This window comes from Neisseria sp. GT4A_CT1, from assembly GCF_000227275.1.
Taxonomy (GTDB): domain Bacteria; phylum Pseudomonadota; class Gammaproteobacteria; order Burkholderiales; family Neisseriaceae; genus Neisseria.
In genome coordinates, this window is the sequence record NZ_JH164964.1 from 169,644 (window position 1) to 194,338 (window position 24,695).

Annotated in this window: 20 protein-coding genes and 2 pseudogenes; 15 read left to right on the forward strand and 7 right to left on the reverse strand. The window is 54.5% G+C overall.

What is annotated here, in order from left to right:
* From murF to HMPREF1028_RS00790, 4 genes are all read left to right on the forward strand, one after another.
* Positions 1-1,001: UDP-N-acetylmuramoyl-tripeptide--D-alanyl-D-alanine ligase (gene murF / locus HMPREF1028_RS00775; RefSeq protein ID WP_009310922.1), on the forward strand; the 1,001-nt coding region annotated here is incomplete at its 5' end.
* A gap of 2 nt (positions 1,002-1,003) precedes the next feature.
* Positions 1,004-1,192 (forward strand): hypothetical protein, encoded by a 189-nt coding sequence (locus HMPREF1028_RS00780; RefSeq protein WP_009310925.1) that lies wholly within the window; start codon positions 1,004-1,006, stop codon positions 1,190-1,192.
* Between the two features lie 196 nt (positions 1,193-1,388).
* Positions 1,389-2,471, forward strand: a complete 1,083-nt coding sequence (gene mraY, locus HMPREF1028_RS00785; protein ID WP_009310927.1) for a phospho-N-acetylmuramoyl-pentapeptide-transferase — start codon at positions 1,389-1,391, stop codon at positions 2,469-2,471.
* Positions 2,472-2,683: 212 nt separating this feature from the next.
* The gene (locus HMPREF1028_RS00790; RefSeq protein WP_009310929.1) at positions 2,684-3,976 is read left to right on the forward strand and encodes a valine--pyruvate transaminase; all 1,293 of its coding nucleotides are present in this window, start codon (positions 2,684-2,686) and stop codon (positions 3,974-3,976) included.
* 70 nt (positions 3,977-4,046) lie between these two features.
* Here the strand turns inward: HMPREF1028_RS00790 and HMPREF1028_RS13040 are convergent.
* Positions 4,047-4,182: pseudogene (locus HMPREF1028_RS13040) on the reverse strand (IS5/IS1182 family transposase); the annotation flags it as partial.
* 37 nt (positions 4,183-4,219) lie between these two features.
* Between HMPREF1028_RS13040 and HMPREF1028_RS00795 the strand changes: the two are divergent.
* Entirely contained in the window at positions 4,220-6,439 is a 2,220-nt protein-coding gene (locus HMPREF1028_RS00795) for a TonB-dependent receptor (RefSeq protein WP_009310931.1), read from the forward strand.
* A gap of 165 nt (positions 6,440-6,604) precedes the next feature.
* On the opposite strand, the gene HMPREF1028_RS00800 is transcribed toward HMPREF1028_RS00795, so the two are convergent.
* Positions 6,605-7,300, reverse strand: coding sequence for a siderophore ferric iron reductase (locus HMPREF1028_RS00800; protein WP_009310932.1), 696 nt, complete (start codon positions 7,298-7,300; stop codon positions 6,605-6,607).
* Between the two features lie 267 nt (positions 7,301-7,567).
* Between HMPREF1028_RS00800 and HMPREF1028_RS00805 the strand changes: the two genes are divergently transcribed.
* The 4 genes from HMPREF1028_RS00805 (at position 7,568) to katA (ending at position 13,207) form a co-directional block, all read left to right on the forward strand.
* Entirely contained in the window at positions 7,568-8,332 is a 765-nt protein-coding gene (locus tag HMPREF1028_RS00805) for an ATP-binding cassette domain-containing protein (RefSeq protein ID WP_009310933.1), read from the forward strand.
* A 188-nt stretch (positions 8,333-8,520) separates the two neighbouring features.
* Positions 8,521-9,432, forward strand: a complete 912-nt coding sequence (locus tag HMPREF1028_RS00810) for an iron-siderophore ABC transporter substrate-binding protein (RefSeq protein ID WP_009310934.1) — start codon at positions 8,521-8,523, stop codon at positions 9,430-9,432.
* Complete coding sequence (fhuB, locus tag HMPREF1028_RS00815; protein WP_009310935.1) at positions 9,426-11,393, forward strand: Fe(3+)-hydroxamate ABC transporter permease FhuB; 1,968 nt, start codon at positions 9,426-9,428, stop codon at positions 11,391-11,393. The genes HMPREF1028_RS00810 and fhuB overlap by 7 nt, the downstream gene beginning before the upstream one ends.
* Before the next feature lie 299 nt (positions 11,394-11,692).
* The gene (gene katA, locus HMPREF1028_RS00820; RefSeq protein WP_009310936.1) at positions 11,693-13,207 is read left to right on the forward strand and encodes a catalase KatA; all 1,515 of its coding nucleotides are present in this window, start codon (positions 11,693-11,695) and stop codon (positions 13,205-13,207) included.
* A 152-nt stretch (positions 13,208-13,359) separates the two neighbouring features.
* Here katA and mscL read toward each other — a convergent pair whose 3' ends face one another.
* The 3 genes from mscL to HMPREF1028_RS00835 form a co-directional block, all read right to left on the reverse strand.
* Positions 13,360-13,800: a large conductance mechanosensitive channel protein MscL gene (gene mscL, locus HMPREF1028_RS00825; RefSeq protein WP_003761371.1), complete on the reverse strand. Its 441-nt coding sequence runs from the start codon at positions 13,798-13,800 to the stop codon at positions 13,360-13,362.
* A 283-nt stretch (positions 13,801-14,083) separates the two neighbouring features.
* Complete coding sequence (gene fabI, locus HMPREF1028_RS00830; RefSeq protein ID WP_009310937.1) at positions 14,084-14,872, reverse strand: enoyl-ACP reductase FabI; 789 nt, start codon at positions 14,870-14,872, stop codon at positions 14,084-14,086.
* Positions 14,873-15,039: 167 nt separating this feature from the next.
* On the reverse strand, positions 15,040-16,479 hold the full coding sequence (locus HMPREF1028_RS00835; RefSeq protein ID WP_009310938.1) for an MFS transporter: 1,440 nt from the start codon (positions 16,477-16,479) through the stop codon (positions 15,040-15,042).
* A gap of 150 nt (positions 16,480-16,629) precedes the next feature.
* Here HMPREF1028_RS00835 and HMPREF1028_RS00840 point away from each other — a divergent pair, with 150 nt between their 5' ends.
* Positions 16,630-17,451 (forward strand): hypothetical protein, encoded by an 822-nt coding sequence (locus tag HMPREF1028_RS00840; protein WP_003766801.1) that lies wholly within the window; start codon positions 16,630-16,632, stop codon positions 17,449-17,451.
* Between the two features lie 237 nt (positions 17,452-17,688).
* Positions 17,689-19,248, forward strand: a complete 1,560-nt coding sequence (locus HMPREF1028_RS00845; protein ID WP_009310939.1) for a TerC family protein — start codon at positions 17,689-17,691, stop codon at positions 19,246-19,248.
* Positions 19,249-19,363: 115 nt separating this feature from the next.
* On the opposite strand, the gene HMPREF1028_RS00850 is transcribed toward HMPREF1028_RS00845, so the two are convergent.
* Complete coding sequence (locus HMPREF1028_RS00850) at positions 19,364-20,302, reverse strand: LysR family transcriptional regulator (RefSeq protein ID WP_009310940.1); 939 nt, start codon at positions 20,300-20,302, stop codon at positions 19,364-19,366.
* A gap of 237 nt (positions 20,303-20,539) precedes the next feature.
* Between HMPREF1028_RS00850 and HMPREF1028_RS00855 the strand changes: the two genes are divergently transcribed.
* The 4 genes from HMPREF1028_RS00855 to HMPREF1028_RS00870 all read left to right on the forward strand — a co-directional run bounded on the left by HMPREF1028_RS00855 (position 20,540) and on the right by HMPREF1028_RS00870 (position 24,161).
* Complete coding sequence (locus tag HMPREF1028_RS00855; protein WP_009310941.1) at positions 20,540-21,289, forward strand: Nif3-like dinuclear metal center hexameric protein; 750 nt, start codon at positions 20,540-20,542, stop codon at positions 21,287-21,289.
* Between the two features lie 122 nt (positions 21,290-21,411).
* Positions 21,412-21,993, forward strand: coding sequence for a ubiquinol-cytochrome c reductase iron-sulfur subunit (petA, locus tag HMPREF1028_RS00860; protein ID WP_009310942.1), 582 nt, complete (start codon positions 21,412-21,414; stop codon positions 21,991-21,993).
* Between the two features lie 18 nt (positions 21,994-22,011).
* Positions 22,012-23,361 (forward strand): cytochrome bc complex cytochrome b subunit, encoded by a 1,350-nt coding sequence (locus HMPREF1028_RS00865; RefSeq protein WP_003761392.1) that lies wholly within the window; start codon positions 22,012-22,014, stop codon positions 23,359-23,361.
* A gap of 14 nt (positions 23,362-23,375) precedes the next feature.
* The gene (locus tag HMPREF1028_RS00870; protein WP_003765585.1) at positions 23,376-24,161 is read left to right on the forward strand and encodes a cytochrome c1; all 786 of its coding nucleotides are present in this window, start codon (positions 23,376-23,378) and stop codon (positions 24,159-24,161) included.
* Between the two features lie 137 nt (positions 24,162-24,298).
* On the opposite strand, the pseudogene HMPREF1028_RS15260 reads toward HMPREF1028_RS00870, so the two are convergent.
* Positions 24,299-24,361, reverse strand: a pseudogene (locus HMPREF1028_RS15260) (transposase); the annotation flags it as partial.
* Positions 24,362-24,695 lie beyond the last annotated feature (334 nt).

Below are 24,695 nucleotides of genomic sequence, written 5' to 3' on the forward strand. Positions count from 1 at the left end.
TGCGCCGCCGTTTCGGCGATGATGCCGTTTTAGCGACGGCGGGCAACTTCAACAACCATATTGGCCTTCCGCTGACTTTGTTGAAATTAAACGAAAAACACCGCTATGCTGTCATTGAAATGGGCATGAACCATTTCGGCGAGCTGGCGGTTTTGACGCAAATCGCCAAACCCGATGCCGCTTTGGTCAACAACGCCCTGCGCGCCCATGTCGGCTGCGGTTTTGACGGCACGAACGATATTGCCAAGGCGAAAAGCGAGATTTATCAAGGTTTGGGTGAAGACGGATTGGCTTTGATTCCGTGTGAAGACGAACATGCCGCCGTGTTTCAGACGACCTCCCAAAGTCATACGCAACAGACTTTTGGCGTCGATAGCGGCGATGTTCACGCGGAAAATATCGTGTTGAAACCTTTGTCGTGCGAATTTGATTTGGTGTGCGGCAACGAGCGCGCCGCCGTGGTGCTGCCCGTTCCCGGCCGCCACAATGTCCATAACGCCGCCGCTGCCGCCGCGCTGGCTTTGGTGGCAGGTTTGAGTTTGGACGATGTGGCGGAAGGTTTGAAAGGCTTCAGCAATATCAAAGGTCGTCTGAACGTCAAAGCCGGCATCAAAGGCGCGACCCTGATTGACGATACCTACAACGCGAACCCCGACAGCATGAAAGCTGCGATTGACGTGTTGGCGCGCATGCCTGCGCCGCGTATTTTTGTGATGGGCGATATGGGCGAACTGGGCGAGGATGAAGCCGCCGCCATGCACGCCGAAGTCGGCGCGTACGCCCGCGACCAAGGCATCGAAGCGGCTTATTTTGTCGGCGACAACAGCGTCGAAGCGGCAGAAACGTTTGGCGCGGATGGTTTGTGGTTTGCCGCCAAAGACCCGTTGATTCAAGTGTTGAGCCATGATTTGCCCGAACGCGCCACCGTGTTGGTGAAAGGTTCGCGCTTTATGAAGATGGAAGAAGTGGTCGAGGCATTAACGGATAAAGAGGTCGTCTGAAAATGAAAAGCCGCGGCTTTGTGAAAGCCTTATTGCTGATTGCCGCGCTGATTGGCACGTTTTATGCCGGAATGCGGGCGCAGGCGTATCTTTATGAAGACCTCTGTCTGGATTGGGGCGGCGGCAGGAATCCGGGAAATTATCCGATTTGCGTGATTGAGAAAGACACTAACGCAGCTGTCGCTCAATAACGCTGCCATCTCTCTAAACAACGGATAACGGGTTCGCTAGAAACCTGCATAGAGAGTGAACTTCAGCAGGCACTGACTGTCATAAACAGCTTAATAATCTGCAAAGGTCGTCTGAAACTTTTTCAGACGACCCCAAAAACCAAACTTTAAAACGGGCGATAAGCCCAATGTAACAACAAAAACAAAAGGAAGCCCCATGTTTTTATGGCTTGCACATTTCAGTAACTGGTTGACCGGTCTGAATATCTTTCAATACACCACATTCCGCGCCGTCATGGCAGCTTTGACCGCTTTGGCGTTTTCCCTGCTGCTCGGTCCGTGGACCATCCGCAAACTGACGCAGTTGAAAGTCGGGCAGGCGGTACGCACCGACGGGCCGCAAACCCACCTCATCAAAAACGGTACGCCGACGATGGGTGGTTCGCTGATTCTGACCGCCATCACCGTATCCACGCTGTTGTGGGGCAACTGGGCAAACCCGTATATTTGGATTCTCTTGGGCGTATTGCTCGCCACCGGCGCGCTCGGTTTTTACGACGACTGGCGCAAAGTCGTCTATAAAGACCCCAACGGTGTTTCCGCCAAATTCAAAATGGTGTGGCAATCGAGCGTCGCCATCGTTGCCGCGCTTGCCCTGTTCTTCCTTGCTGAAAACTCCTCCAACAACATCCTCATCGTTCCCTTCTTCAAACAAGTCGCTTTGCCGCTGGGCGTGGTCGGCTTCGTCGTCCTGACCTATCTGACCATCGTCGGCACTTCCAACGCTGTCAACCTGACTGACGGTCTTGACGGACTTGCCGCCTTCCCCGTCGTCCTCGTTGCCGCCGGCCTCGCCATCTTCGCCTACGCCAGCGGCCATGCCCAATTTGCCCAATACCTGCAACTGCCTTATGTCGCAGGCGCGAACGAAGTCGTGATTTTCTGTACCGCCATGTGCGGCGCGTGTCTCGGATTCTTGTGGTTCAACGCCTATCCTGCGCAAGTCTTCATGGGCGACGTCGGCGCGTTGGCTCTGGGTGCGGCACTCGGTACCGTTGCCGTCATCGTCCGCCAAGAGTTCGTCCTCGTCATCATGGGCGGTCTGTTCGTCGTCGAAGCCGTGTCCGTTATGCTTCAAGTCGGCTGGTATAAGAAAACCAAAAAACGCATCTTCCTGATGGCGCCTATCCACCACCACTACGAACAAAAAGGCTGGAAAGAAACCCAAGTCGTCGTCCGCTTCTGGATCATCACCATCGTCTTGGTGTTAATCGGATTGAGTACGCTGAAAATCCGCTAAGTCGCTTTCCCTTTTCCGACGTTCACATTTTCAGACGACCTGATGAGATTCATCGGGTCGTCTGAATTTTTAAGAGGGCAGATGAATTGCCGTCACATATTCTTGCGATGTTGGGACAATGGTGCGTCAAACCCGCCACATTCATTTTCAGACGACCCCTCGCCATATCAAGCTGATATAATCCCCGCCAATCATATTTACACGGAGTCATCATGCAGTTCTCGGCATTCGGCGAAAAATTCACGCAACACAGCGGCATCCTGCAACTTATGGACGACCTCGGCGACGCGCTCAAAAGCGACAAGCCCGTCAACATGCTCGGCGGCGGTAATCCGGCGCGAATCGCCGAAGTCAACGCCGTGTTCGCCGACGTATTTTCCAAGCTGGCGGCGGAACACGCCGTCGAGAACATCGGCAACTACTCCAACCCCCAAGGCGATGCCGCCTTGATTGACGCGTTGACCGCTTTCCTCAACCGCGAATACGGCTGGCACCTGACCGCTGACAATATCGCGTTGACTAACGGTTCACAGAACGCGTTTTTCTATCTTTTCAACCTCTTCGGCGGCAAATTCAAGGTTTCAGACGACCTTTCCGTAGAGAAAGCCATCCTGCTGCCGCTTGCGCCCGAATACATCGGCTATGCCGACGTGCATGTCGAAGGGCAGCACTTCGTTTCCGTCAAACCCAAAATCGAAGCTGTCGAACACGAGGGCGAAGAAGGCTTCTTCAAATACCGCGTGGACTTTGACGCGCTGGAAAGCCTGCCCGAACTCAAGGCGGGCAAAATCGGCGCGATTTGTTGTTCGCGCCCGACCAACCCGACCGGTAACGTGCTGACCGACGGCGAAATGGCGCGGCTGGACGCTTTGGCGCAAGAACACGGCATTCCGCTGATTATCGACAACGCCTACGGAATGCCGTTCCCCAACATCATTTACAGCGACGTGACGCTGAATTGGCACGAAAACATCATCCTCTGCTTCAGCCTTTCCAAAGTCGGCTTACCGGGCGTGCGCACCGGCATCATCGTCGCCGCGCCCGAAGTCGTCAAAGCCGTCAGCAGCCTGAACGCGATTGTGAACCTGTCGCCCACCCGTTTCGGCGCAGCCATCGCAACGCCCCTGTTGCAGGACGGTCGTCTGAAACAGCTTTCAGACGACGTCATCCGGCCGTTTTACCGCAATCAGGCGCAAACCGCCGTCTCGCTGCTCAAGCGCGAGCTGGGCGCGTATCCGCTGAAAATCCACAAGCCCGAAGGCGCGATTTTCCTGTGGCTCTGGTTTGAAAACCTGCCCGTTTCATCGCAAACCCTGTACGAAATGCTCAAAGCCGAAGACACGCTGATTATTCCGGGCGAACATTTCTTCGTCGGCATCGACACGCAGGATTACCCGCACGCGAGCGAGTGCATCCGCATGAGCATCGCCCAGGACGCGGAAACGCTGGAAAAAGGCATCGCCGCCATCGGCAGGGTGGTGCGCGGTTTGTATGACGCGGCGTAAACGGTAAAGTTGACAGCCATTCAGTCAAAAGGTCGTCTGAAAACGGTTTCAGACGACCTTTTATCATTTATAGTGAATTAACTTTAAACCAGTACGGCGTTGCCTCGCCTTGCCGTACTATCTGTACTGTCTGCGGCTTCGTCGCCTTGTCCTGATTTAAATTTAATCCACTATATTTTTTGAAATGAAATTAATTTTCTTTTAGAATTAACCGTTACGATCGACTTTTGAAAGAAAATACAAATGATTAAGCCCGCTTCCAGACTCAGCATCCTCAGCCTCTCCCTCCTTGCCGTTTCGGCGGCATTTGCCTCAGACGAACCCCAAGTCCGAGAAACCGCCGAACTTGAAACCATCACCGTAACCGCCAGCGCGGACGCATCCAAGGGCGGTTTGATTCCTGCATTTAAGGGCGGACAGGTGGCGCGCGGCAGCCGCGTGGGTATTTTGGGCAATAAAAAAAACCTAGAATCGCCGTTCTCCAATACTGCTTACACCAATAGGCTGATTCAAGACAAACATGCGCGCAGCGTCGGCGACGTACTGCAAAACGACCCGACCGTCCGCGTTGCGCGCGGTTACGGCAATTTTCAGGAAGCCTATTTCATACGCGGCTTTGCCGCCGAATCGGACGATACCATGTACAACGGCCTTTACGGCATCCTGCCGCGCCAATACATCGCCACTGAGCTTTTCGAACGCGTGGAAGTCCAGCGCGGCGCATCCGCCTTCTTAAACGGCATGGCGCCGGGCGACAACAATATCGGCGGCACGGTATCCGTATTGCCCAAACGCGCGTCCAATGAAGGATTGAACCGGCTGACTGCCAATTACGGCGCGGGAAAACGCGGTGGTTTGGCGGCAGACGTGGCGCGCCGTTTCGGACAAAATCAGGAATTCGGCGTGCGCGTCAATGCGGCGCACCATAACGGCAAAACCGCAATAGACGACGAAAAGTCCAAACTCAGCCTGGTCAATGTCGGCCTAGACTGGCGCAATGAAAATGCCCGCCTGTCCGCCGATTTGGGTTGGCAGGACAACAAGCTCAAAGCCACGCGTACCAATGTTACCCTGTCAGGCCTGACCGCCGTGCCGGCCGCGCCTGATGCCTCGTCCAACTGGGCGCAGCCGTGGACGTATTCCAACGAGCGCGACTGGTTCGGCACAATGCGCGGCGAATACGATTTCAACGACAACCTGACTGCCTACGCCGCCTATGGCTTCCGCCGCAGCAAGGAAAACAATTCTCTGGCAAACCTGACTGTCCGCAATGTCAACGGCGACGGATCGATTTACCGCTTCGACAACGCGCGTAAAGACAAAATTGATACGGGCGAAGTCGGTTTGCGCGGCAAATTCAATACGGGCGCGGTAGAGCACGAATGGACCGCCGCCGCCAACCGTTTCCAATCCTCGCGCAAAAACGCTTACATCATGGATTGGGGCAACCAATATACGACCAACCTCTACAACCCGTCCCGCTATCCGCAACCCGCAGCCGCCGACCCGCTGTATTCGGGCAACGACATGGGCAATCCTGCCGTTACCGGCAAAACACGTCTGACCAGCTTCGCCTTGGGCGACACCTTCAGCCTTTGGAACAAACGCCTGCAATTCATGCTTGGGGCGCGCTGGCAGCAGGTGCATAACAAGGCTTACGCCTATAATACGGGCGTTCAAACCGAAAATTACAAAAAATCGCGCCTCAGTCCCGCCGTCGGCGCGGTGTACCGCATCACGCCGAATTGGTCGGTGTACGGCAACTACATCGAAAGCCTGGGACAAGGCGCGACCGCAGGCTCGACTGCCTCCATCAACGGCCGGGCCTACGCCGTCAGCAATGCCGGCGAATCGCTCAAACCCTATGTTTCCAAACAAAAAGAAATCGGCACGAAATTTGAAGCCAACGGCTTCGGCGCGGGATTGGCCCTGTTCCACACCGACAAACCGCGTTCGCTCTACGTTGTCGAAAACAACACCGCCCGTCTCACTTCCGAAGGCAAAGACCGCCACCAAGGTGCGGAAATCACCGTTTACGGCGAAGTTGCCCCGGGCGTGAAACTCTTGGGCGGCGTAACCCTGCTCGATGCCAAACAGAAATCCACCGGCTCGTCCTCGACCGACGGCAAACGCACCATCGGTGTGGCCAAAACCCAGGCCAACATCGGCTTGGAATGGGAAGTGCCGAAAGTGCAGGGGCTGGCGTTTGACGGCCGCATGGTCTATACCGGCTCTTCCTACGCCGACGCCGCCAACACGCTCAAAGTCGGCGGCTGGACACGCTTCGACCTCGGCGCACGCTACCGCACCCAAATCGGCAGGCACGAAGCCACCTTCCGTGCCCGCCTCGATAATGTTGCCAACAAGAAATACTGGGCATCCGTCGGCGGATACCCTAACAACGGCTACCTGAACGCCGGCGCACCGCGCAGCTTCTCCCTGTCGGCATCCGTCGATTTTTAAGGCAGCAAACGGCAAAGGCCGTCTGAAAAATATTCAGACGGCCTTTAAGAATGTCGGCAAACCCTTTCCCCTACCGCAAAAACAAGACAAGCTCACGACAAATCAGCCGGTTGTATTTTCAGCAGCCTCTGATGCCGTGATGTCTTTACCCGAAACCGCCCTGCCCTAAGGCCGCGTTTTCGGACAACCGCTGCAAAATTCCCCGTCTTCCCGACGGTAGTGTTGGCAGCAGGCGGCCAGTTGTGCCTGAAACCCCTGTGTTTCCCCGTCCCACACCAGCGCGCCGTTGCAGCGTACCGCCAAAGCATCCTGCCATTGCCGCGCCAGCATTTCCGTTTCACCGCGCGAGAGCAGGCGCAGGGCATGTGCGGCAGACAGAGCTTTGAGCACCGCATCGCCGAGGAAATATTCCGCCAGCTTCGCACCCAAAGGATAATGCGGACGAATCAGCGGCAGCGCGGCGTACAGATAGGCTTTCAAATCTGTGGCGGTTCGTGAAACGGCTTCCTGCCTGAGCCGCACCGTACAATCCTGCACTGCAATGCCGAAACGTGCGGTAAACAGCCCGTCGAAAGTGTGGGCAAAACCTGAAAAATCGGGCGATGCACCTTTGACCGATGCCGCCCACACACCCAGATAAACCGGCTGCCACATCCATAAAAGCCAAGTGCGGCAAGCCCAATAGACCGCCCCTGCTTCAGGATGTGCCACGGAGAGCCTGCCAAACGCCGATGCCATGATCTCCGCTTCGCGACTGTCCGCCTCTGTTTCAGACGGCCTCGCATCGCCGTCCAAAGCAGGCAGCGCAAGGGCGCAGAAACGGATGATGTCTTGGATGGCGAGAGTGTTTGGGAGGCTCATGTCTGCATTTGAATTGAAATAAGAATTGTTATATTTTAACCATATCCAACCGGGCGGAAAAGTTGCCGTTTGACAGCGGACGGACAAAACCGGAACAAAGCGGCAAAGCCGCAGGCCGTACAGACAGTATGGAACCGGTTCACACGGTGTTTCAACACCTTAGCGTATCGTCCGCTTTGAACAGGACAAGCCGGTTCCGTACCGTTTTTTTGTTTATCCGCCGGCAAATATCCTCCGCCCCATTTTACCGAAAGGCCGTCTGAACCCGTGTTCCAACTACAAAACGCCTCATTTGCCGTGCCCGGGCGCACCCTGCTGCACGATATTTCCCTCTCTTTCGAACCGAACAAGGTTTACGGCCTGATCGGACACAACGGCTCGGGCAAGTCCACCCTGCTCAAGCTGCTGACGCGCCAACACGAATTGGCCGGCGGCAGGATATTGCTGGACGGCAGGGACATTCATGACTATTCCGTGCGCGGATACGCCAAAGAAGTCGCCTATCTGCCGCAGCACCTGCCGGCCGCCACCGCACTGACTGCCCGCGAGCTGGTCATGATGGGGCGTTATGCATGGAGCGGCCTTTTGGGGCGCACCAACGATGCGGACAGGGAGGCGGTCGCCCAAGCCTTCCGGCTGACGCACACCGAAAAATTTACCGGACAAACCGTCGATACCCTCTCGGGCGGCGAGCGTTCGCGCATCTGGCTGGCAATGTGCCTGGCGCAGCAAAGCCGCTTCCTGCTCTTGGACGAACCGCTCGCCGCTTTGGACATCGCCCACCAGATAGAAGTGATGGCACTGGTGCAGAAGCTGTCGCGCGATTTGGGGCTGGGCGTGATTATCGTCATCCACGACATCAATCTGGCGGCGCAATATTGCGACGAACTGGTCGCGCTCAAACAAGGGCGGCTGCTGAAAACGGGCAGGCCGTCCGAAATCATGACGGCGCAAGTGTTGAAAGACATTTACAGCGTCGAGATGAACATCATCGCCCACCCCGAAAACGGCCGCCCCGTGGCATTGCCTTGAAAAATTCTTCCAAGAAGAACACGTCGTCTGAAAAGCCGGAATGTGCAGGTCGGATACCCGTATCCGACAAAACGCAGATATTTCGGTTGCTTTGAACGGCACCGCCAATTTGAAAATATCGGATTCGAGAATCCGACCCACATTTTTCAGACGACCTTGACCCCAACCCCCGAAAGACTGCCGAACAAATGTTCCACCGCTTTTCAGACGACCTCCCCCACTTTGCCGCACGGCTGTTTCTCACCGCCGCCGCGCTGTTTGCCGTTTTTTCCCATGCCGCACCGCGTGTGGCGACTTCGGACTGGACGATAACCGAAACGCTGACGGCGATGGGGCATCCGCCCGTCGGTGTCGCCGACAGAAGGGTTTACGATACCTGGGTAAACTATCCGCCGCTGCCTGCCTCGGCGAAAGAGGCAGGTTTGCGCTTCCAGCCGAACCTGGAGAGGCTCTATCAGATCAAACCCGATTTCTTCGTACAATCTTCATGGTATGCCGCCGCCAAGCCGCAATTTGAAAAAATCGCGCCGGTACACGAGCTGGATTTCGGTACCCCCAAAGGCATCGAATACGCGCACACGCTGGATACGACGCGCAAACTGGGCAGGCTTATCGGCGATACGCCGGCTGCCGAAAAGCTGATACGCGACACGGAAAACCTGTTCGCCCGCGCCCGTCCCGTACTCGCCCCCTACCGCAACCGCCCCTTTGCGGCCGTCCAGTTTGCCGACGGCCGGCATTTGCGGATTTACAGCAAAACTTCGCTCTTTCAGGTCGTTTTCGACAAGCTGGGGCTGAAAAACGCATGGACGGGCAAGAGCAACGAATGGGGGTTTGAAAACATCACGCTGGTGGACTTGGCCAAGCTGCCGCCGGATACGGTGCTGATTATCGTCAAACCGCATCCGCAAAATACGCGGCCGGTATTGGAAAAAAGCACGCTTTGGAAAAGACTGCCGTTCAGCAGGCCGGAAAACCGCCGTATTTTCGAACCGTCGTGGAGCTACGGCGCACTACCCTCCATGCAACACTTCACTTTGCAACTGATGCGTTCGATGCCGTCTGAAACGGCATCCGCAAACAAGGAGGCCGCATGGTAAATATGTTCAGACGACCCCTGCCCCCGCTTGCCGTCCTGCTGCTTCTTTTGTGTGCGCTGACGGCATGGTGGATCTTGAAGCTGGAATGGACGCTGCCGTGGCTGCGGATTTTCGACCGCCCCGACACCCTGCCCCTGGACGCACTGATGGTGCAGAACAATACCCTGCCGCGTATGGCGATGGCGCTGCTCGCCGGCGGCAGTACGGCGGCGGCAACCATGCTGATGCAGCAGCTGATGCGCAATCCGCTCGCCTCTGACGGCACGCTGGCAGTCAGCAGCGGCGCACAGACGGCACTGGTGGCGGCAACCGTATTCGCCCCCTCCTTCCTCTCCTACGGCACGTCCGCCGTGGCGTTTGCCGGTGCGGCGGCGGCCTTGGGCGCAGTCTTGTGGCTGTCGTCCCGGCGCGGCCTGCAACCGCTTACCGTCGTGCTGGCAGGCCTGGTGGTCAGCCTCTATCTCGGCTCGCTGACGGGCATTGTGATGCTGTTTTTCAGCGAAGAGACGCGCGGCGTGATGCAGTGGGGCAGCGGCTCGCTGGTGCAGGACAGTTGGCGCGACACGCTGGGACTTTTGTGGCGCGTCGCCGCAACCGCCCTGTTTACAGCCTTTCTGATCAAACCGCTGACCATCATGAGCCTGAGCGACACGCAGGCGGAATCGGTGGGCATCCCTGTCAAAAAAATCCGCCTGCTCTCGTTGGCAGCGGCGGCCTTTTTGGGCGCAAGCGTGGTCGGCTTCGTCGGCATGATGGGCTTTGCCGGACTGGCGGCGGCCACGCTGGTACGGCAGACGGGCGTGCGCACACTGCCCATGCGCCTGATCTGTTCCTTCATCATCGGCGCACTGCTTTTGATGCTGACTGACAACAGCCTGATGCTGCTGAAGCACTATCGCGGCATAGACCTGCCTGCCGGTGCAGTAACGGCACTCATCGGCGCGCCGCTTCTGCTGTGGCTGATGATGAAAACCCCGTCCCGTCCTTCTTTTCAGACGGCCTCCGACACCGCGCCTGCCGCGCTGCATACCTCGCGCCTGTTGCGCCTGCTGCCGCTGATTGCCATTGCCGCAGCGGTATTGGCCCTGACCGTCGGACGCTACGATGAAACCCTGCGCCTGACCATAGACCCCGAATATTTCGTATTCCGCTATCCGCGCGTGATGCTTGCCGCCGCCACCGGCACCATGCTCGCGCTGACCGGCGTGATGCTGCAAAGGCTGACGCAAAATCCGATGGCAGGCCCCGAGCTTTTGGGCATCAGTTCCGGCACGGCATTCGGCGCGATGGCCTGCGTCATGCTGTTCGGCATCACTTCGGGCAGCGGCTGGTTTTGGCTGGTCGGAGTGATTTCCGCACTGGCATCCTTGGGACTGTTGATGCTGTTCAACCGCAAAAACGGGCTGGCTCCCGAAAAAGTCCTGCTCACCGGCATGGCCATCGCCGCCCTTGCCGATGCCGCCATCCGCATTTGGACGGCAAGCGGCGACTACCGCGTACAACAGCTATTGGTATGGATGTCCGGCTCGACCTATCAGGCAACGCCCGAATCCGCCCTCACCGTCAGCCTCCTCGCCGCCGCTTCGCTCCTGCTCATCCTTCCCCTGCAACGCTGGCTGGGCCTGCTCAGCCTGAACGCCGATGTCGCCCACTCCACCGGCGTCAACGTCTCCCTTGCACGGATGGTGCTGATCGCCTCAAGCGCGGCACTGACTGCCGCCGCCACCCTGCTTATCGGTCCCTTGAGCTTCGTCGGCCTGCTTGCCCCCCACCTTGCCCGTATGCTCGGCGCGCGTCTGCCCGGACAGCAGCTTGCCGCCGCCGCACTCATCGGCGCATCGGTTATGATGACGGCCGACTGGCTGGGCAGGCAGGTAATGTTCCCTTACGAAGTCCCTGCCGGAATGATGGCCACGCTCATAGGCGGCGCATATTTCATGATGATGATGCGCAAGCTTTAATGGGAACGAAGATACAAAAAGGTCGTCTGAAAACAGTTTCAGACGACCTTTTTCTATTTCATGCATTAATCAATAATAAAAATCTAACAAAAATAAAATCTCAAGTAATAATAACAATATTAAATTGAAGTCATAGTTCCAATAGTCAAAACCTTTCTGTATAGTCCTATTCATAGTTTAAGCAAAAGAAAAAACAAATGTCGATACAAGAAATTTATGAATGCCAAGAAACCGGCTACGAATATGCTTTTCGGCAAATCGTTTTATAAACCACTGACCATTTCACAAAGGAAATTATTATGACTGTCTCTAAATGCCCCGTAACCCATCTGACCATGAACAACGGCGCGCCCGTTGCCGACAATCAAAACAGCCTGACCGCAGGCGCGCGCGGCCCGTTGCTGGCGCAGGATTTGTGGCTGAATGAAAAACTCGCCGACTTCGTGCGCGAAGTCATCCCCGAACGCCGTATGCACGCCAAAGGTTCGGGCGCGTTCGGTACGTTTACCGTAACGCACGACATCACGAAATACACCCGCGCCAAAATCTTCAGCGAAGTCGGCAAGCAAACTGAGATGTTTGCCCGTTTCACCACCGTGGCGGGCGAGCGCGGCGCAGCCGATGCGGAACGCGACATCCGCGGCTTTGCGTTGAAGTTCTATACCGAAGAAGGCAACTGGGATATGGTCGGCAACAACACGCCTGTGTTCTTCCTGCGTGACCCGCGCAAATTCCCCGACTTGAACAAGGCGGTTAAACGCGACCCGCGCACCAATATGCGCTCCGCTACGAACAACTGGGACTTCTGGACGCTGCTGCCCGAAGCCCTGCACCAAGTTACCATCGTCATGAGCGACCGCGGCATCCCCGCCAGCTACCGCCATATGCACGGCTTCGGTTCGCATACATACAGCTTCTGGAACGAAGCGGGCGAACGTTTCTGGGTGAAATTCCATTTCCGCAGCCAGCAAGGCATTAAAAACCTGACCAACGAAGAAGCCGCAAAAATCATCGCCGACGACCGCGAAAGCCACCAGCGCGACCTGTACGAAGCCATCGAACGCGGCGAGTTTCCGAAATGGACGATGTACATCCAAGTCATGCCTGAAGCCGATGCGGAAAAAGTGCCGTATCATCCCTTCGACCTGACCAAAGTTTGGCCGAAAAAAGACTATCCGTTGATCGAAGTGGGCGAATTCGAGTTGAACCGCAATCCCGAAAACTTCTTCGCCGATGTGGAACAATCCGCTTTCGCACCGAGCAACCTGGTTCCCGGTATCGGCGCCAGCCCCGACAAAATGCTGCAAGCCCGTTTGTTCAATTACGCCGACGCGCAACGCTACCGCCTGGGCGTGAACTTCCGCCAAATCCCCGTCAACCGCCCGCGTTGCCCCGTCCACAGCAACCAGCGCGACGGACAAGGCCGTGCCGACGGCAACTACGGCAGCCTGCCGCACTACGAACCCAACAGCTTCGGCCAATGGCAGCAACAGCCCGACTTCGCCGAACCGCCTTTGAAAATCAACGGCGACGCGGCGCACTGGGACTACCGCCAAGACGATGACGACTATTTCAGCCAACCGCGCGCCTTGTTTAACCTGATGAACGACGCACAGAAACAGGCTTTGTTCGACAACACCGCCGCAGCCATGGGCGACGCGCCCGACTTCATCAAATACCGCCACATCCGCAACTGCCACCGTTGCGCCCCCGCCTACGGCGAAGGCGTGGCGAAAGCCTTGGGGTTGACCGTTGAAGACGCACAAGCCGCCCGCGCGACCGATCCGGCATTGGGTCAGCCCGGTTTGTTGTAAATGGGAGGAGCTATGTGGATAGAGATTGAAGAATGGTTATCCCGCGCAATCCGATACCGCAAACCGTAAATCGTTGATATCGGAGAGATACGCAAAACAAAAAGGTCGTCTGAAAATTTTCAGACGACCTTTTATTTCAAATCTTCAAAAGATTATTTTTTGTTCAGAGAGTCGCGGATTTCGCGCAACAGCAATACTTCTTCGCTAGGCTCTGCAGGTGCTTCTTCAACAGGCGCTTCGGCTTTTTTCATGGAGTTCAATGCTTTGATAACGGAGAAAATCGCAGCAGCGATGATCAGGAAGCTGATAACAGAGTTGATGAACAGACCGAGGTTCAGGGTGACGGCACCGGCTGCCTGGGCTGCCGCCAAGTTGGCATAGCCTTCTGCGGGCGCTTGCGCACCGTTTTTCAGGGTGATGAACAGGTTGGAGAAGTCAACGCCGCCGATCAACAGACCGATAGGGGGCATAATTACGTCGTCAACCAAAGATTTAACGAGGCCGCTAAACGCAGTACCGACGACCATACCGACTGCCAAGTCGATAACGTTGCCGCGCATAATAAACTGTTTGAATTCTGAAGCAATAGACATAAATGTCCTCCTGTATGTTTGTGGATAATAAAGTGAAATTTTTAAAAAAAGTGCGTCCGAAGTGACGGACGGGCTTTTCCAAACCGGCAGGCATGGTATCGTTTTATTCGTTAAATAAAATTCAGAAAAGTTAAAATTTGTTTTTATGACAAAATTCCCGAAATATGCCGCCTTTTATACGAAAAAAGAACCGCCTGAAATAGCCGGTGTACCTTTTTTACACCACTTATTCAGACGGTTTTTTGTGTAATAAGTTGTCTTTTCTACAAAATATTACAAATCATTACGCCTCTTCGTCGTTCAGAGCGTTGATGCTGTAACCGCCGTCAACGTAAGTGATTTCGCCGGTAATGCCTGAAGAGAGTTCGGAGAGCAGGAAGGCGGCAGTGTTGCCGACTTCATCAATGGTTACGTTGCGGCCAAGCGGGTTGTGGGAAGCGACGTGTCCCAAAAGTTTGCTTAAATCGGCGATGCCGGAAGCAGCGAGGGTTTTGATCGGACCGGCGGAAATGCCGTTGCAACGGATGCCTTCTTTACCCAAGCAGGCGGCGGTAAAACGGATGCCTGCTTCGAGGCTGGCTTTTGCCATGCCCATGACGTTGTAGTTTGGAATCGCACGAACCGCGCCCAAGTAGCTCAGGGCGACGATGGCGGAGTTTCTGCCGCGCATCATCGGACGAGCGGCTTTTGCCAATGCGGGCAGGCTGTATGCGGAAATTTCGTGTGCGGTGTTAAACGCTTCGCGGCTGATGCTGTCGAGGAAGTCGCCGCTCAAGGCTTCTTTCGGTGCGAAGCCGATGGAGTGAACGAGGCCGTCCAAGCCGTCCCAATGTTTGCCCAAATCGGCGAAAACTTGGTTGATTTCGTCGTCGCTGGCGACATCGCAGCGGAACACGAGTTCGGAACCCAATTCGGCGGCCATTTTGCGGACGCGCTCTTCCAGTTTGTCAACAACGTAGGTAAATGCCAAATCCGCGCCTTGTTCGCGGCAGGCTTTGGCAATGCCGTAAGCGATGGAACGCTCGGAAATCATGCCGGTGATCAGGATTTTTTTACCTTGCAGAAAACCCATTTTTTGTCCTTTAAAGTGTGGATGAAACTGGGCATTATAGCAAACTGAGGCGGTTTCGGTATAGAAAACAAGAGATAACCTGTCGTCCTGACGGGTTTTGCATTTTTTCAGACGACCTCTTTGTGCTATTTGCGGCTTCTTTCGAATGCCCGTTTGGTACCTTATGTTCAAACTTGCTTGTCCGCTTCATGCCGTTTCAGGCGCATGGCGAAAAACACCATCACCGCGCCCAACACCAGCGCGCTGCCCATCGCCAGATGGATGCCGTCGAGCATGGCTTGTTGCGGAGAGGTGGCGGAGGACAGTTTCTCGCCGATATTGGTTGCGCCGACGAAAAATGCCGCGCCGATTGCGCCGGCAATCGGGTTGATAGTGGTCAGAATCGCCGCGCCGTGGGGATTGAGTTTTTTCGGCAGCGCGTTCAAGCCGTGGGTTTCGCCCGTTACGCAGGCGGATACGGACACCGCCATCAGCGTGAACATGGCGGTCAGCATCATGACTTGCGTGTCAATCCGCAAAAACAGCCACAACACCGCCAGAGACACCGTCAACATCACCGTGGCGGGCAACACGACAAACCGTCCGCCTTTCTTGTCCAGCAGTTTGCCGAACAAAGGCGCGGCAACCGCTTGGGCGATGCTCGCGGGCATCAGAATCAGCCCCGTCGCCGTACCCGTCAGCATCAGCACTTGCTGCGTGTACATCGGCATCATCAGTTCCAAACCCAAAAACAGGAACACCGCGCCCGCCAGAATCACGACGCAGTGGCGGAACTGTTTATACTCAAACGCCCGAAGGTTCAGCAGCGGCGTCGCCAAGCGGGACTGGCGGTATGCAAACCAGCCCACCAGCGCGACGGAGGCGGCAAACAGCAGGATAAATTCCGCCAGCGGCAGACTGGCGAAATTACTGCTCGCATACACCAGCCCGCCCAAGCCCGCAATCGACAGCACGGCCGACAAAATATCAATCTTCGGACGGCTGATGGTGCTCAAATTGACCGTCAGATACTTGCCCACCAACGCCATCGCCGCCAGCATAAACGGCGCAGTAAAGCCGAACAGCACACGCCAATGCGTGTGGTCGATGATGATGCCCGACAGCGTCGGCCCTATCGCGGGCGCGGCAGTGAACATCATGGTAATCACGCCCATCGCCGTTCCGCGTTTTTTCGGCGGGTAAATCGACAAAATTCCGTTAAACAGGAGCGGCACGAAAAACGCGGCAGACACCGCCTGCACCATCCGCCCCGCGACCAAAATCCCGAAAGTCGGTGCAAACGCGCAAATCAGCGAACCCGCCAGAAACGTCGCCTGCGTAAACAACACCATCTTGCGCGTTTCAAACCATTGAATCACGCCCGCCGTAATCGGCGTGAACGCGCCCATTACCAGCAAAAAGCCCGTCGTCAGCCATTGGACGGTGGTTTTGTCGACACCGAAATCCTTCATAATCGGCGTGAGCGCGACATTTAAAAGCGTGTCGTTGAGATAGCCGAAAAACGCGCCGATAAACAGTGTCGCTACAACGGTTTTTGCAGGAAAGTCGGGATTGTCGGCGTGGTATTCGTGAGCCGTATCGTCTGTGTCAATATCGGAAGCGTGCATAACATCATATTGAAATATTTGAGGAATGCGGATTTTAACATGGGATATGTAAAAAAATGTTTATTTGGTTTTCCGCAAAACTTTTATATTCCGATATAATGACGTCTTCAAAAAATCATATTTCAAATAATTACGTTACGGACAAACATTATGGAAAATACTCAACATGTTTCGCGATGGCGTTTCGCCGTGAAAAGCGCCTCGCTGCATCTGCTTGTCAGTCTGGTTTTGGCGGGCTTGGCGGCGCTGCTTGTTTTTGAAGTCTGGTATCCCTTTCCCTATGCCGAACTGACCGGCGGTTTGGATTTGTATAAGTTGGTCGTATCGGTGGATATCGTGTGCGGTCCGCTGTTGACCCTGATTCTTGCCAGCCCCAAGAAAAAAATGCGCGAGCGCGTGGTCGATTTTTCCTTAATCGGCGCGATCCAGCTTGCCGCTTTGATTTACGGGTTGTACAGCGTATCCCTTGCCCGTCCTGTTGCCGCAGCTTTTGAGCGCGACCGTATCAATATTGTGACTGCCGCCGAAATCGATAAGGCGGATTTGGCAAAAGCCAAAGATGGCTTCAAAACCCTGCCTTGGTTCGGTATAGAGCGCGTAGGCGTACGCGAGGCTGCCAATGTCGATGAAGGCAATGAAAGCCTGAGCTTGTCGCTGACGGGTATCGAACCGAGTATGCGCCCGAATTGGTGGCTGCCCGACGGCCCTGCCGAGCGCGAAAAAATCCGCCGCGTGATGAAGCCGTTGTCCGAATTGGCTGCCGCCCGCAATATGTCTGAAGCGGATATCGTCAAATCAGCCAAAGTATCTGCATCCGGCAAACCTTTGTTCTTCCTGCCCCTGACCAGCGGGCGCACGAAAGATTGGGTAGTCATCATGGATGAAAACGCCGATTTCGTGGGTTATGCGCCGATAGACGGTTTTATGACGAATAAAGCCGCGGAGACCAAAACTAAAGAGCAGGTTATTTAAGCGGTTTGGCGAGTCGTCTGAAAACGCAAATTCCAGTTTTCAGACGACCTTTTGCCATCCGCCTTCCAAACTGCTAAACTATTTACATTATTTTTACTTGAGACTTACGCACACATGAAAGACCCAGAGCAGAGCAGCATGACCGCCCGCCATTTTTCGTGCGTATCGATATGAATCAGGCAGCTTGAGCGTTTCAGGCTGCCTTTTCACGTTTGAACACAAAGGAATACAAAAATCATGGATTTCAGTTGGTTGGCAGAGCCGCATACTTGGATAGGCTTTGCCACGCTTCTGGTACTCGAAGTCGTCTTGGGGATAGACAACCTCGTTTTTGTCGCCATTTTGGCGAACAAAGTCAAACCCGCCCAGCGCGACCGCGCACGCATTACCGGTTTAGGGCTTGCGGTCGTTATCCGCATCATCATGCTCGGCTTCATGGCGCACATCATGACCCTGACGCGCCCGCTGTTCCACATCAGCGGGTTGGACGTTTCCGGCAAAGACATGATTATGCTCGCGGGCGGCATATTCCTGCTCTACAAAGCCACCACCGAGCTGCACGAACGCCTCGAAGGGCATAACCAGTTTGCCGTTGCCGACAGTCAGAAGAAACACGCGCGATTTTGGAGTGTGGTTGCCCAAATCCTGATTCTTGACGCGGTATTTTCCATCGATTCCGTCATCACTGCCGTTGCGATGGTCGATCACATCGTCGTCGCCATGGGTGCCGTTGCCGTTGCCATGACCGTCATGATTTCCGCCAGCAAACCGCTGACCGAGTTTGTGGACAGGCATCCTACCGTCGTCATGCTCTGTTTGGGTTTCCTGCTGATGATCGGTTTCAGCCTCATTGCCGAAGCCTTCCATTTCCACATCCCGAAAGGCTACCTCTACGCCGCTATCGGCTTCTCCATCCTGATTGAAGCATTCAACCAAATTTCGCAGCGCAACAGCCGCAAAAACGACTACATCAGCAGCTCGTGGCGCAAACGAACCGCCGAGAACGTCTTGGGCATGATGGGCATACGCGAAAGCGTGCTTGCCAAAGCGGGCGACGAAGCAGAGGACGACGGGCATTTCGAAGAAAACGAAAAATCCATGATACGCAGCGTCCTGACGCTTGCCGAACGTCCCATCCTCGGCGTGATGATTCCCCGCCGCGACATTGAGCGTTTGGACATCTCCCAAAGCCGCGAAGAGCAACACGCCCAACTGCAAAACACCCCGTACAGCCGCCTGCTCGTCGTTGGTAAAGCCGGTGTGGACGAACCGTTGGGCTACATCAACAAAAAAGACCTGCTCGCCCAACTGCTCGAAACCGGCGAACTCAATATTCAAGCCGTCCTGCGCCAGCCGCTCGTCCTGCCGGACAGTGCGACCGCGTTAGGCGCGATTGAATTGTTCCGCCAAAGCAGCGCGGATTATGCTTTGGTAGTCGATGAATTCGGCGCAGTTTTGGGCATGGTTACCATGAAAGACCTGCTGGAAACCATTGCCGGCGAATTCCCTGAAGAGTTTGAACGCCAAGAAGAACCCGCCGTTCAAGAAAATGCCGATGAAAGCCTGACCGTGGACGGTTCGCTCGAATACGTCGAACTCGCGCCGCAACTCAACCTCCCGCCGCAGGAAGAAGATGCAGACTTCCACACTGTCGCCGGACTGATTATGGAAGAGCTGCAAAGCATTCCCGATGTCGGCGACTTTGCCGACTTCCACGGCTGGCGTTTCCAAGTCGTTGAAAAAGACGGTCAACGCATCGAGCGGGTAAAAATCACCAAGCTGCCTGAAGAAGGCTAAATCGGGATAGGAAGTAAAAAGGTCGTCTGAAAACCTGAGATTTGGGTTTTCAGACGACCTTTTGATATTGAAGTCGGATTGATTTGATGCTGTAACACCGTGTTTCAATAAAACATTAATCGTGTCCGTGCATTTTCAGTTCGCTCAAGCCGGGGAGGTCGGCGAAACTGCGTTCGCGGACGATTTGGCAGAAGTTATCGAGATAGCTTTTGTCGGCGTCTTCGGTGCGTGTGGCGGCGTAGAGTTCGCTTTGCAGGCCGTTGGCGGTGATTTGGCGGTGGACGACGTAGCCTTTTTCGAGATAGGGCATCACGGTCCAGTAGGGCAGGGCGGCGATGCCGCGTTTGCTGGCGACGAGTTGGATGATGGCGATGGTCAGTTCGCTGCGGCGGCGCGGCGGGTTGATGCCTTTGGGTAACAATACTTTTTTGGGCAGGTCGAGCATTTCGTCGGGAACGGGATAAGTGATGAGGGTTTCACCGATGAAGTCTTCTGCTTCCCAAACGGTTTTGGCGGCAAGCGGGTGGTCTTGGGCGCAGATGCCGACCATTTCGTAGGCGAACAGGGGGCGGAAGCTGATGCCGTTTTGTTTTTCGGCTTCGGATACGATGGCGAGATCGGCGCGGTGTTGCAACAGGAGTCCGACGGGGTCTGCCTGAAAGCCGGAAACGATGTCCAATTCGACTTGCGGCCACATGGGGCGGAATTCGCCCATCGCGGGCATGAGCCAGTCGAAACAGGTGTGGCATTCGACAGCCAGCCGCAATTCGCCTGCTTCGCCTTCGATGATGCGGGCGAGGTCGCGCTCGGCGGCGGAAACTTGCGGGAGGAGTTCGCGTGCGAGCCTCAACAGGCGTTCGCCGGCGGGTGTAAAACGCAAGGGCGTGGATTTGCGCTCAAACAGGGGGGTGTCGTAATAGTTTTCAAGCGCGCGGATTTGGTGCGAAAGGGCGGATTGGGTCAGGAAGACGCGCTTGGCGGCAAGGGATACGCTGCCGGTTTCTTCGAGTGCCAGCAGGGTTTTGAGATGGCGCAGTTCGATGATGGAATCCATTGGTTTTCACGCTTTCAGACGACCTTTTGAAACGGGCAATATTAAAATATTTCATGCCGGGGTGTAAATGCGGGCGTGTGTTGAACGGCGTGGGGATTGGGACGCGTCAGGGTTTGCGGTTAGAATGTGCGTCCGATTTTGTATGAATGCGGTGAATTGATTTGAAACAGGGATAGGGATGGCGTTGCTTCGCTTTGTTCTGTGAAATTCAATCCGCTATGTGTTGAAAGGAATAATATGGCGAAACGCAATGATATTTTGGCGTGGTGCGACGAAGTGTTGCAGGTCGGCATGTTCAAAGACTATGCGCCCAACGGTTTGCAGGTCGAGGGTAGGGCTGAAGTCGGCAAAATAGCGACGTCGGTAACGGCAAGCAAGGCAGCGGTCGATTTTGCTGCGGAGCAGGGCGCGGATATGCTTTTGGTGCATCACGGGATGTTTTGGAAAAGTGAGCCGGTAACGATTACGGGCTGGAAAAAAGTGCGCATCGAAACATTATTGCAACACCAAATCAATATGGCGGGCTACCACCTGCCGCTGGATGCACACCCAGTGTTGGGCAACAACGCGCAGCTTGCCGATAAGTTGGGTTGGGAAGTCGAAAGGCGGTTCGGCGAACAGAACCTGTTGAATATAGGTCGTCTGAAAACGCCGCAGACTTTGGCTGAATGGTTGCAACACATTGCTGCAGCGTTGGGGCGGCAGCCCGTAGCCGTCGGCGATATGTCGCGCGAAATCAAACGCATTGCATGGTGTACCGGCGGTGCGCAGGGATTTTTTCAGACGACCATAGACGAAGGCGTCGATGCTTATCTGACCGGAGAAATCTCGGAAGCCCAGTTTCACCTTGCCAATGAAACAGGCGTTGCGTTTGTCAGCGCGGGACACCATGCGACGGAGCGTTACGGCATCCGCGCCCTGGGCGAAGCCGTGGCACAGCATTTTGAGTTGGAAGTCTGTCATTTCGACGAAGATAATCCCGCTTAAGCCTTGATAATCGTCATGAAAATTTACCTTAATTTAAATAATGCTTTGAGTATCACGGTAAACTAGGTAGAATTACATCGTTTAATGGCTCGGTATTCCCAAAATTTTAGGACGACTGAATAATGGATAATCAAGAAATCAATAGCGGTCGCCGCCGCTTTCTGACGCTGGCTACGTGCGGCGCAGGCGGTGTGGCGGCTTTGGGCGTAGCTACGCCTTTCGTGGCAAGCTTTTTCCCGTCGGAAAAAGCCAAGGCCGCAGGTGCTGCCGTCGAAATCGATGTCAGTAAAATCGAATCCGGACAAATGTTGACTGCCGAATGGCAAGGTAAACCGATTTGGGTGGTTAACCGTACCGATCAGCAGCTCAAAGACCTGAAAAGTTTGAACGGTGCGGTTGCCGACCCTAATTCTGATGTGGATCATCAGCCCGAAAACTGTAAAAACGAGACCCGTTCGATTAAGCCGAACATCCTTGTAGCCATCGGTATCTGTACCCACTTGGGCTGTTCGCCGACCTACCGTCCCGACGTTGCCCCCGCGGATTTGGGTGCAGACTGGAAAGGCGGTTTCTTCTGCCCTTGCCACGGTTCGAAATTCGACATGGCAGGCCGCGTATATAAAGGTGTTCCTGCACCGACCAACCTAGTTGTTCCGCCCTACAAATATCTGAGCGATACGACAGTCTTGGTAGGCGAAGACTAAAAATAAGGAACGATAATTATGGCAAACCAAACCAATAGCAAAGCAAAAGCATTGTTAGACTGGACGGACGCTCGTTTCCCTCTGTCTAAAATGTGGAATGAGCATTTGGCTCAATACTACGCGCCGAAGAACTTCAACTTCTGGTACTACTTCGGCTCTTTGGCTCTGCTCGTCCTCGTGATTCAAATCGTCAGCGGTATCTTCCTGACCATGAACTACAAACCGGACGGCAACCTGAATGCCTATCACCTGCCTGCTGCCTTTACCGCAGTAGAGTACATCATGCGCGACGTGTCCGGCGGCTGGATTATCCGCTATATGCACTCCACAGGCGCATCTTTCTTCTTCATTGTCGTATACCTGCACATGTTCCGCGGCCTGATTTACGGTTCGTACAAAAAACCGCGCGAATTGGTGTGGATTTTCGGTTCCCTGATTTTCTTGGCATTGATGGCCGAAGCCTTTATGGGCTACCTGTTGCCTTGGGGGCAAATGTCCTTCTGGGGCGCGCAGGTGATTATTAACCTGTTCTCCGCCATCCCTGTTATCGGTCCTGACTTGTCCACTTGGATCCGCGGCGACTTCAACGTTTCCGACGTTACCCTGAACCGCTTCTTCGCGTTGCACGTTATCGCTGTACCGCTGGTGTTGCTCGGTTTGGTCGTAGCACACATCATCGCCCTGCACGAAGTGGGTTCGAACAACCCTGACGGCGTGGAAATCAAGAAACTCAAAGATGAAAACGGCGTTCCGCTCGACGGCATTCCTTTCCATCCGTACTACACCGTCAAAGACATCTTGGGCGTTGTCGTATTCCTGATTGTTTTCTGCTCCGTATTGTTCTTCGCCCCTGAAGGTGGCGGCTACTTCCTTGAAGCCCCGAACTTTGACGCGGCAAACGCGCTGAAAACACCGCCGCACATTGCGCCAGTATGGTATTTCACCCCGTTCTACGCCATTTTGCGTGCGATTCCTTCATTCCTCGGTACTCAGGTTTGGGGTGTAATCGGTATGGGCGCGGCAGTTGTCCTGATTGCCCTGTTGCCTTGGTTGGATAAAGGTGAAGTGAAATCCGTCCGCTATCGCGGCCCGATTTTCAAAATCGCATTGGTTCTGTTCATCATTGCCTTTATCGGTTTGGGTATTTTGGGTGCGATGGTAGCAACCGAGACCCGTACTTTGGTTGCGCGTATCCTGTCCTTCGTCTATTTTGCATTCTTCCTGGGTATGCCGTTCTATACCAAACTGGATACAAACAAACCGGTTCCGGAACGCGTAACCATGAGTACCACTAAACAAAAAATCATGTTCTTTGTTTATGTCGGTATTACCGCAGTGGGTGCTTACCTGTTTGCAACCAATATCTGATGAGGGCAGCGAAAATGAAACATACCCTGAAAAACTGGTTTGCTGCCTTGTTATTGGCAGTGCCTATGAGTGCCGCCGTCGCCAGCGGTGGCGGACACTATGAAAAAGTCGAGATTGACCTGCGCGACCAAGTCAGCTTGCAGCGCGGTGCTCAAATTTTCACCAACTACTGCTTATCCTGCCACTCGGCAAGCGGTATGCGCTTCAACCGTCTGAAAGACATCGGTTTGACTGATGAAGAAATCAAGAAAAACCTGATGTTTACGACAGACAACGTCGGTGATGTCATGTTGGCGGCGATGAATCCTAAAGATGCTGCCAAATGGTTTGGTGCGGCTCCTCCGGATCTGACACTGATTGCCCGTTCTAAAGGCGCGGATTATCTGTATGCCTATATGCGCGGCTTCTATAAAGACCCGACCCGTCCGAACGGTTGGAACAATGTCGTATTCGACAAAGTCGGCATGCCTCATCCCTTGTGGGAGCAACAAGGCGTTCAAGCGGTTGAGCTGGATGCAAAAGGTCAGCCGGTCATGGTGAAAGACGAACATGGCGAATTGAAACCCAAGCTCTATTGGGAATCTACCGGTGCGCACAGCCGTCGTTTGCCAAACGGCAAAGTCGTCCAAACAGAGTACGATGCTTATGTACGCGATTTGGTGAACTATTTGGTTTACATGGGTGAACCGGCGCAACTCCAGCGCAAACGTACAGGCTATATCGTGTTGATGTTCTTGCTTGCAGTAATGCTGCCTCTGGCATACTTCCTGAAAAAAGAATATTGGAAAGACGTTCATTAAGTCTTGTAATAAAAAAGGCAAACCTAATCGGGTTTGCCTTTTTTATAGTGGATTAACTTTAAGCCAGTACGGCGTTGCCTCGCCTTAGCTCAAAGAGAACGATTCTCTAAGGTGCTGAAGCACCAAGTGAATCGGTTCCGTACTATCTGTACTGTCTGCGGCTTCGTCGCCTTGTCCTGATTTAAAGTTAATCCACTATATTACACATCTGGTTTCAGACGACCTTTTTTGAAATGGAAGTGTTTTGTAGAGAGTGTGTTCTGTGCTCGTTTGATTGAAGATAAAGATGGTTTTATCGCTTTATTGGGTGGATGCTAATCCGGTATGGCGGTTTTGTTATTAAGGGAAATCGGGGAATAGGGGGTATTTAAAACAACTTTCCCGAATCCTTATATTGCAGCTGCTAAGGGTATTTTTACAGAAAAGAGTGAAGGTTTCAGACGACCCCTTATCCTTGAGCGAATGGAGAGCCTCCGGCTTTGTGTCTAACTATTCTCCAATCGGGAAGGTTAGGGTAGATTTGGGTATCTAGGA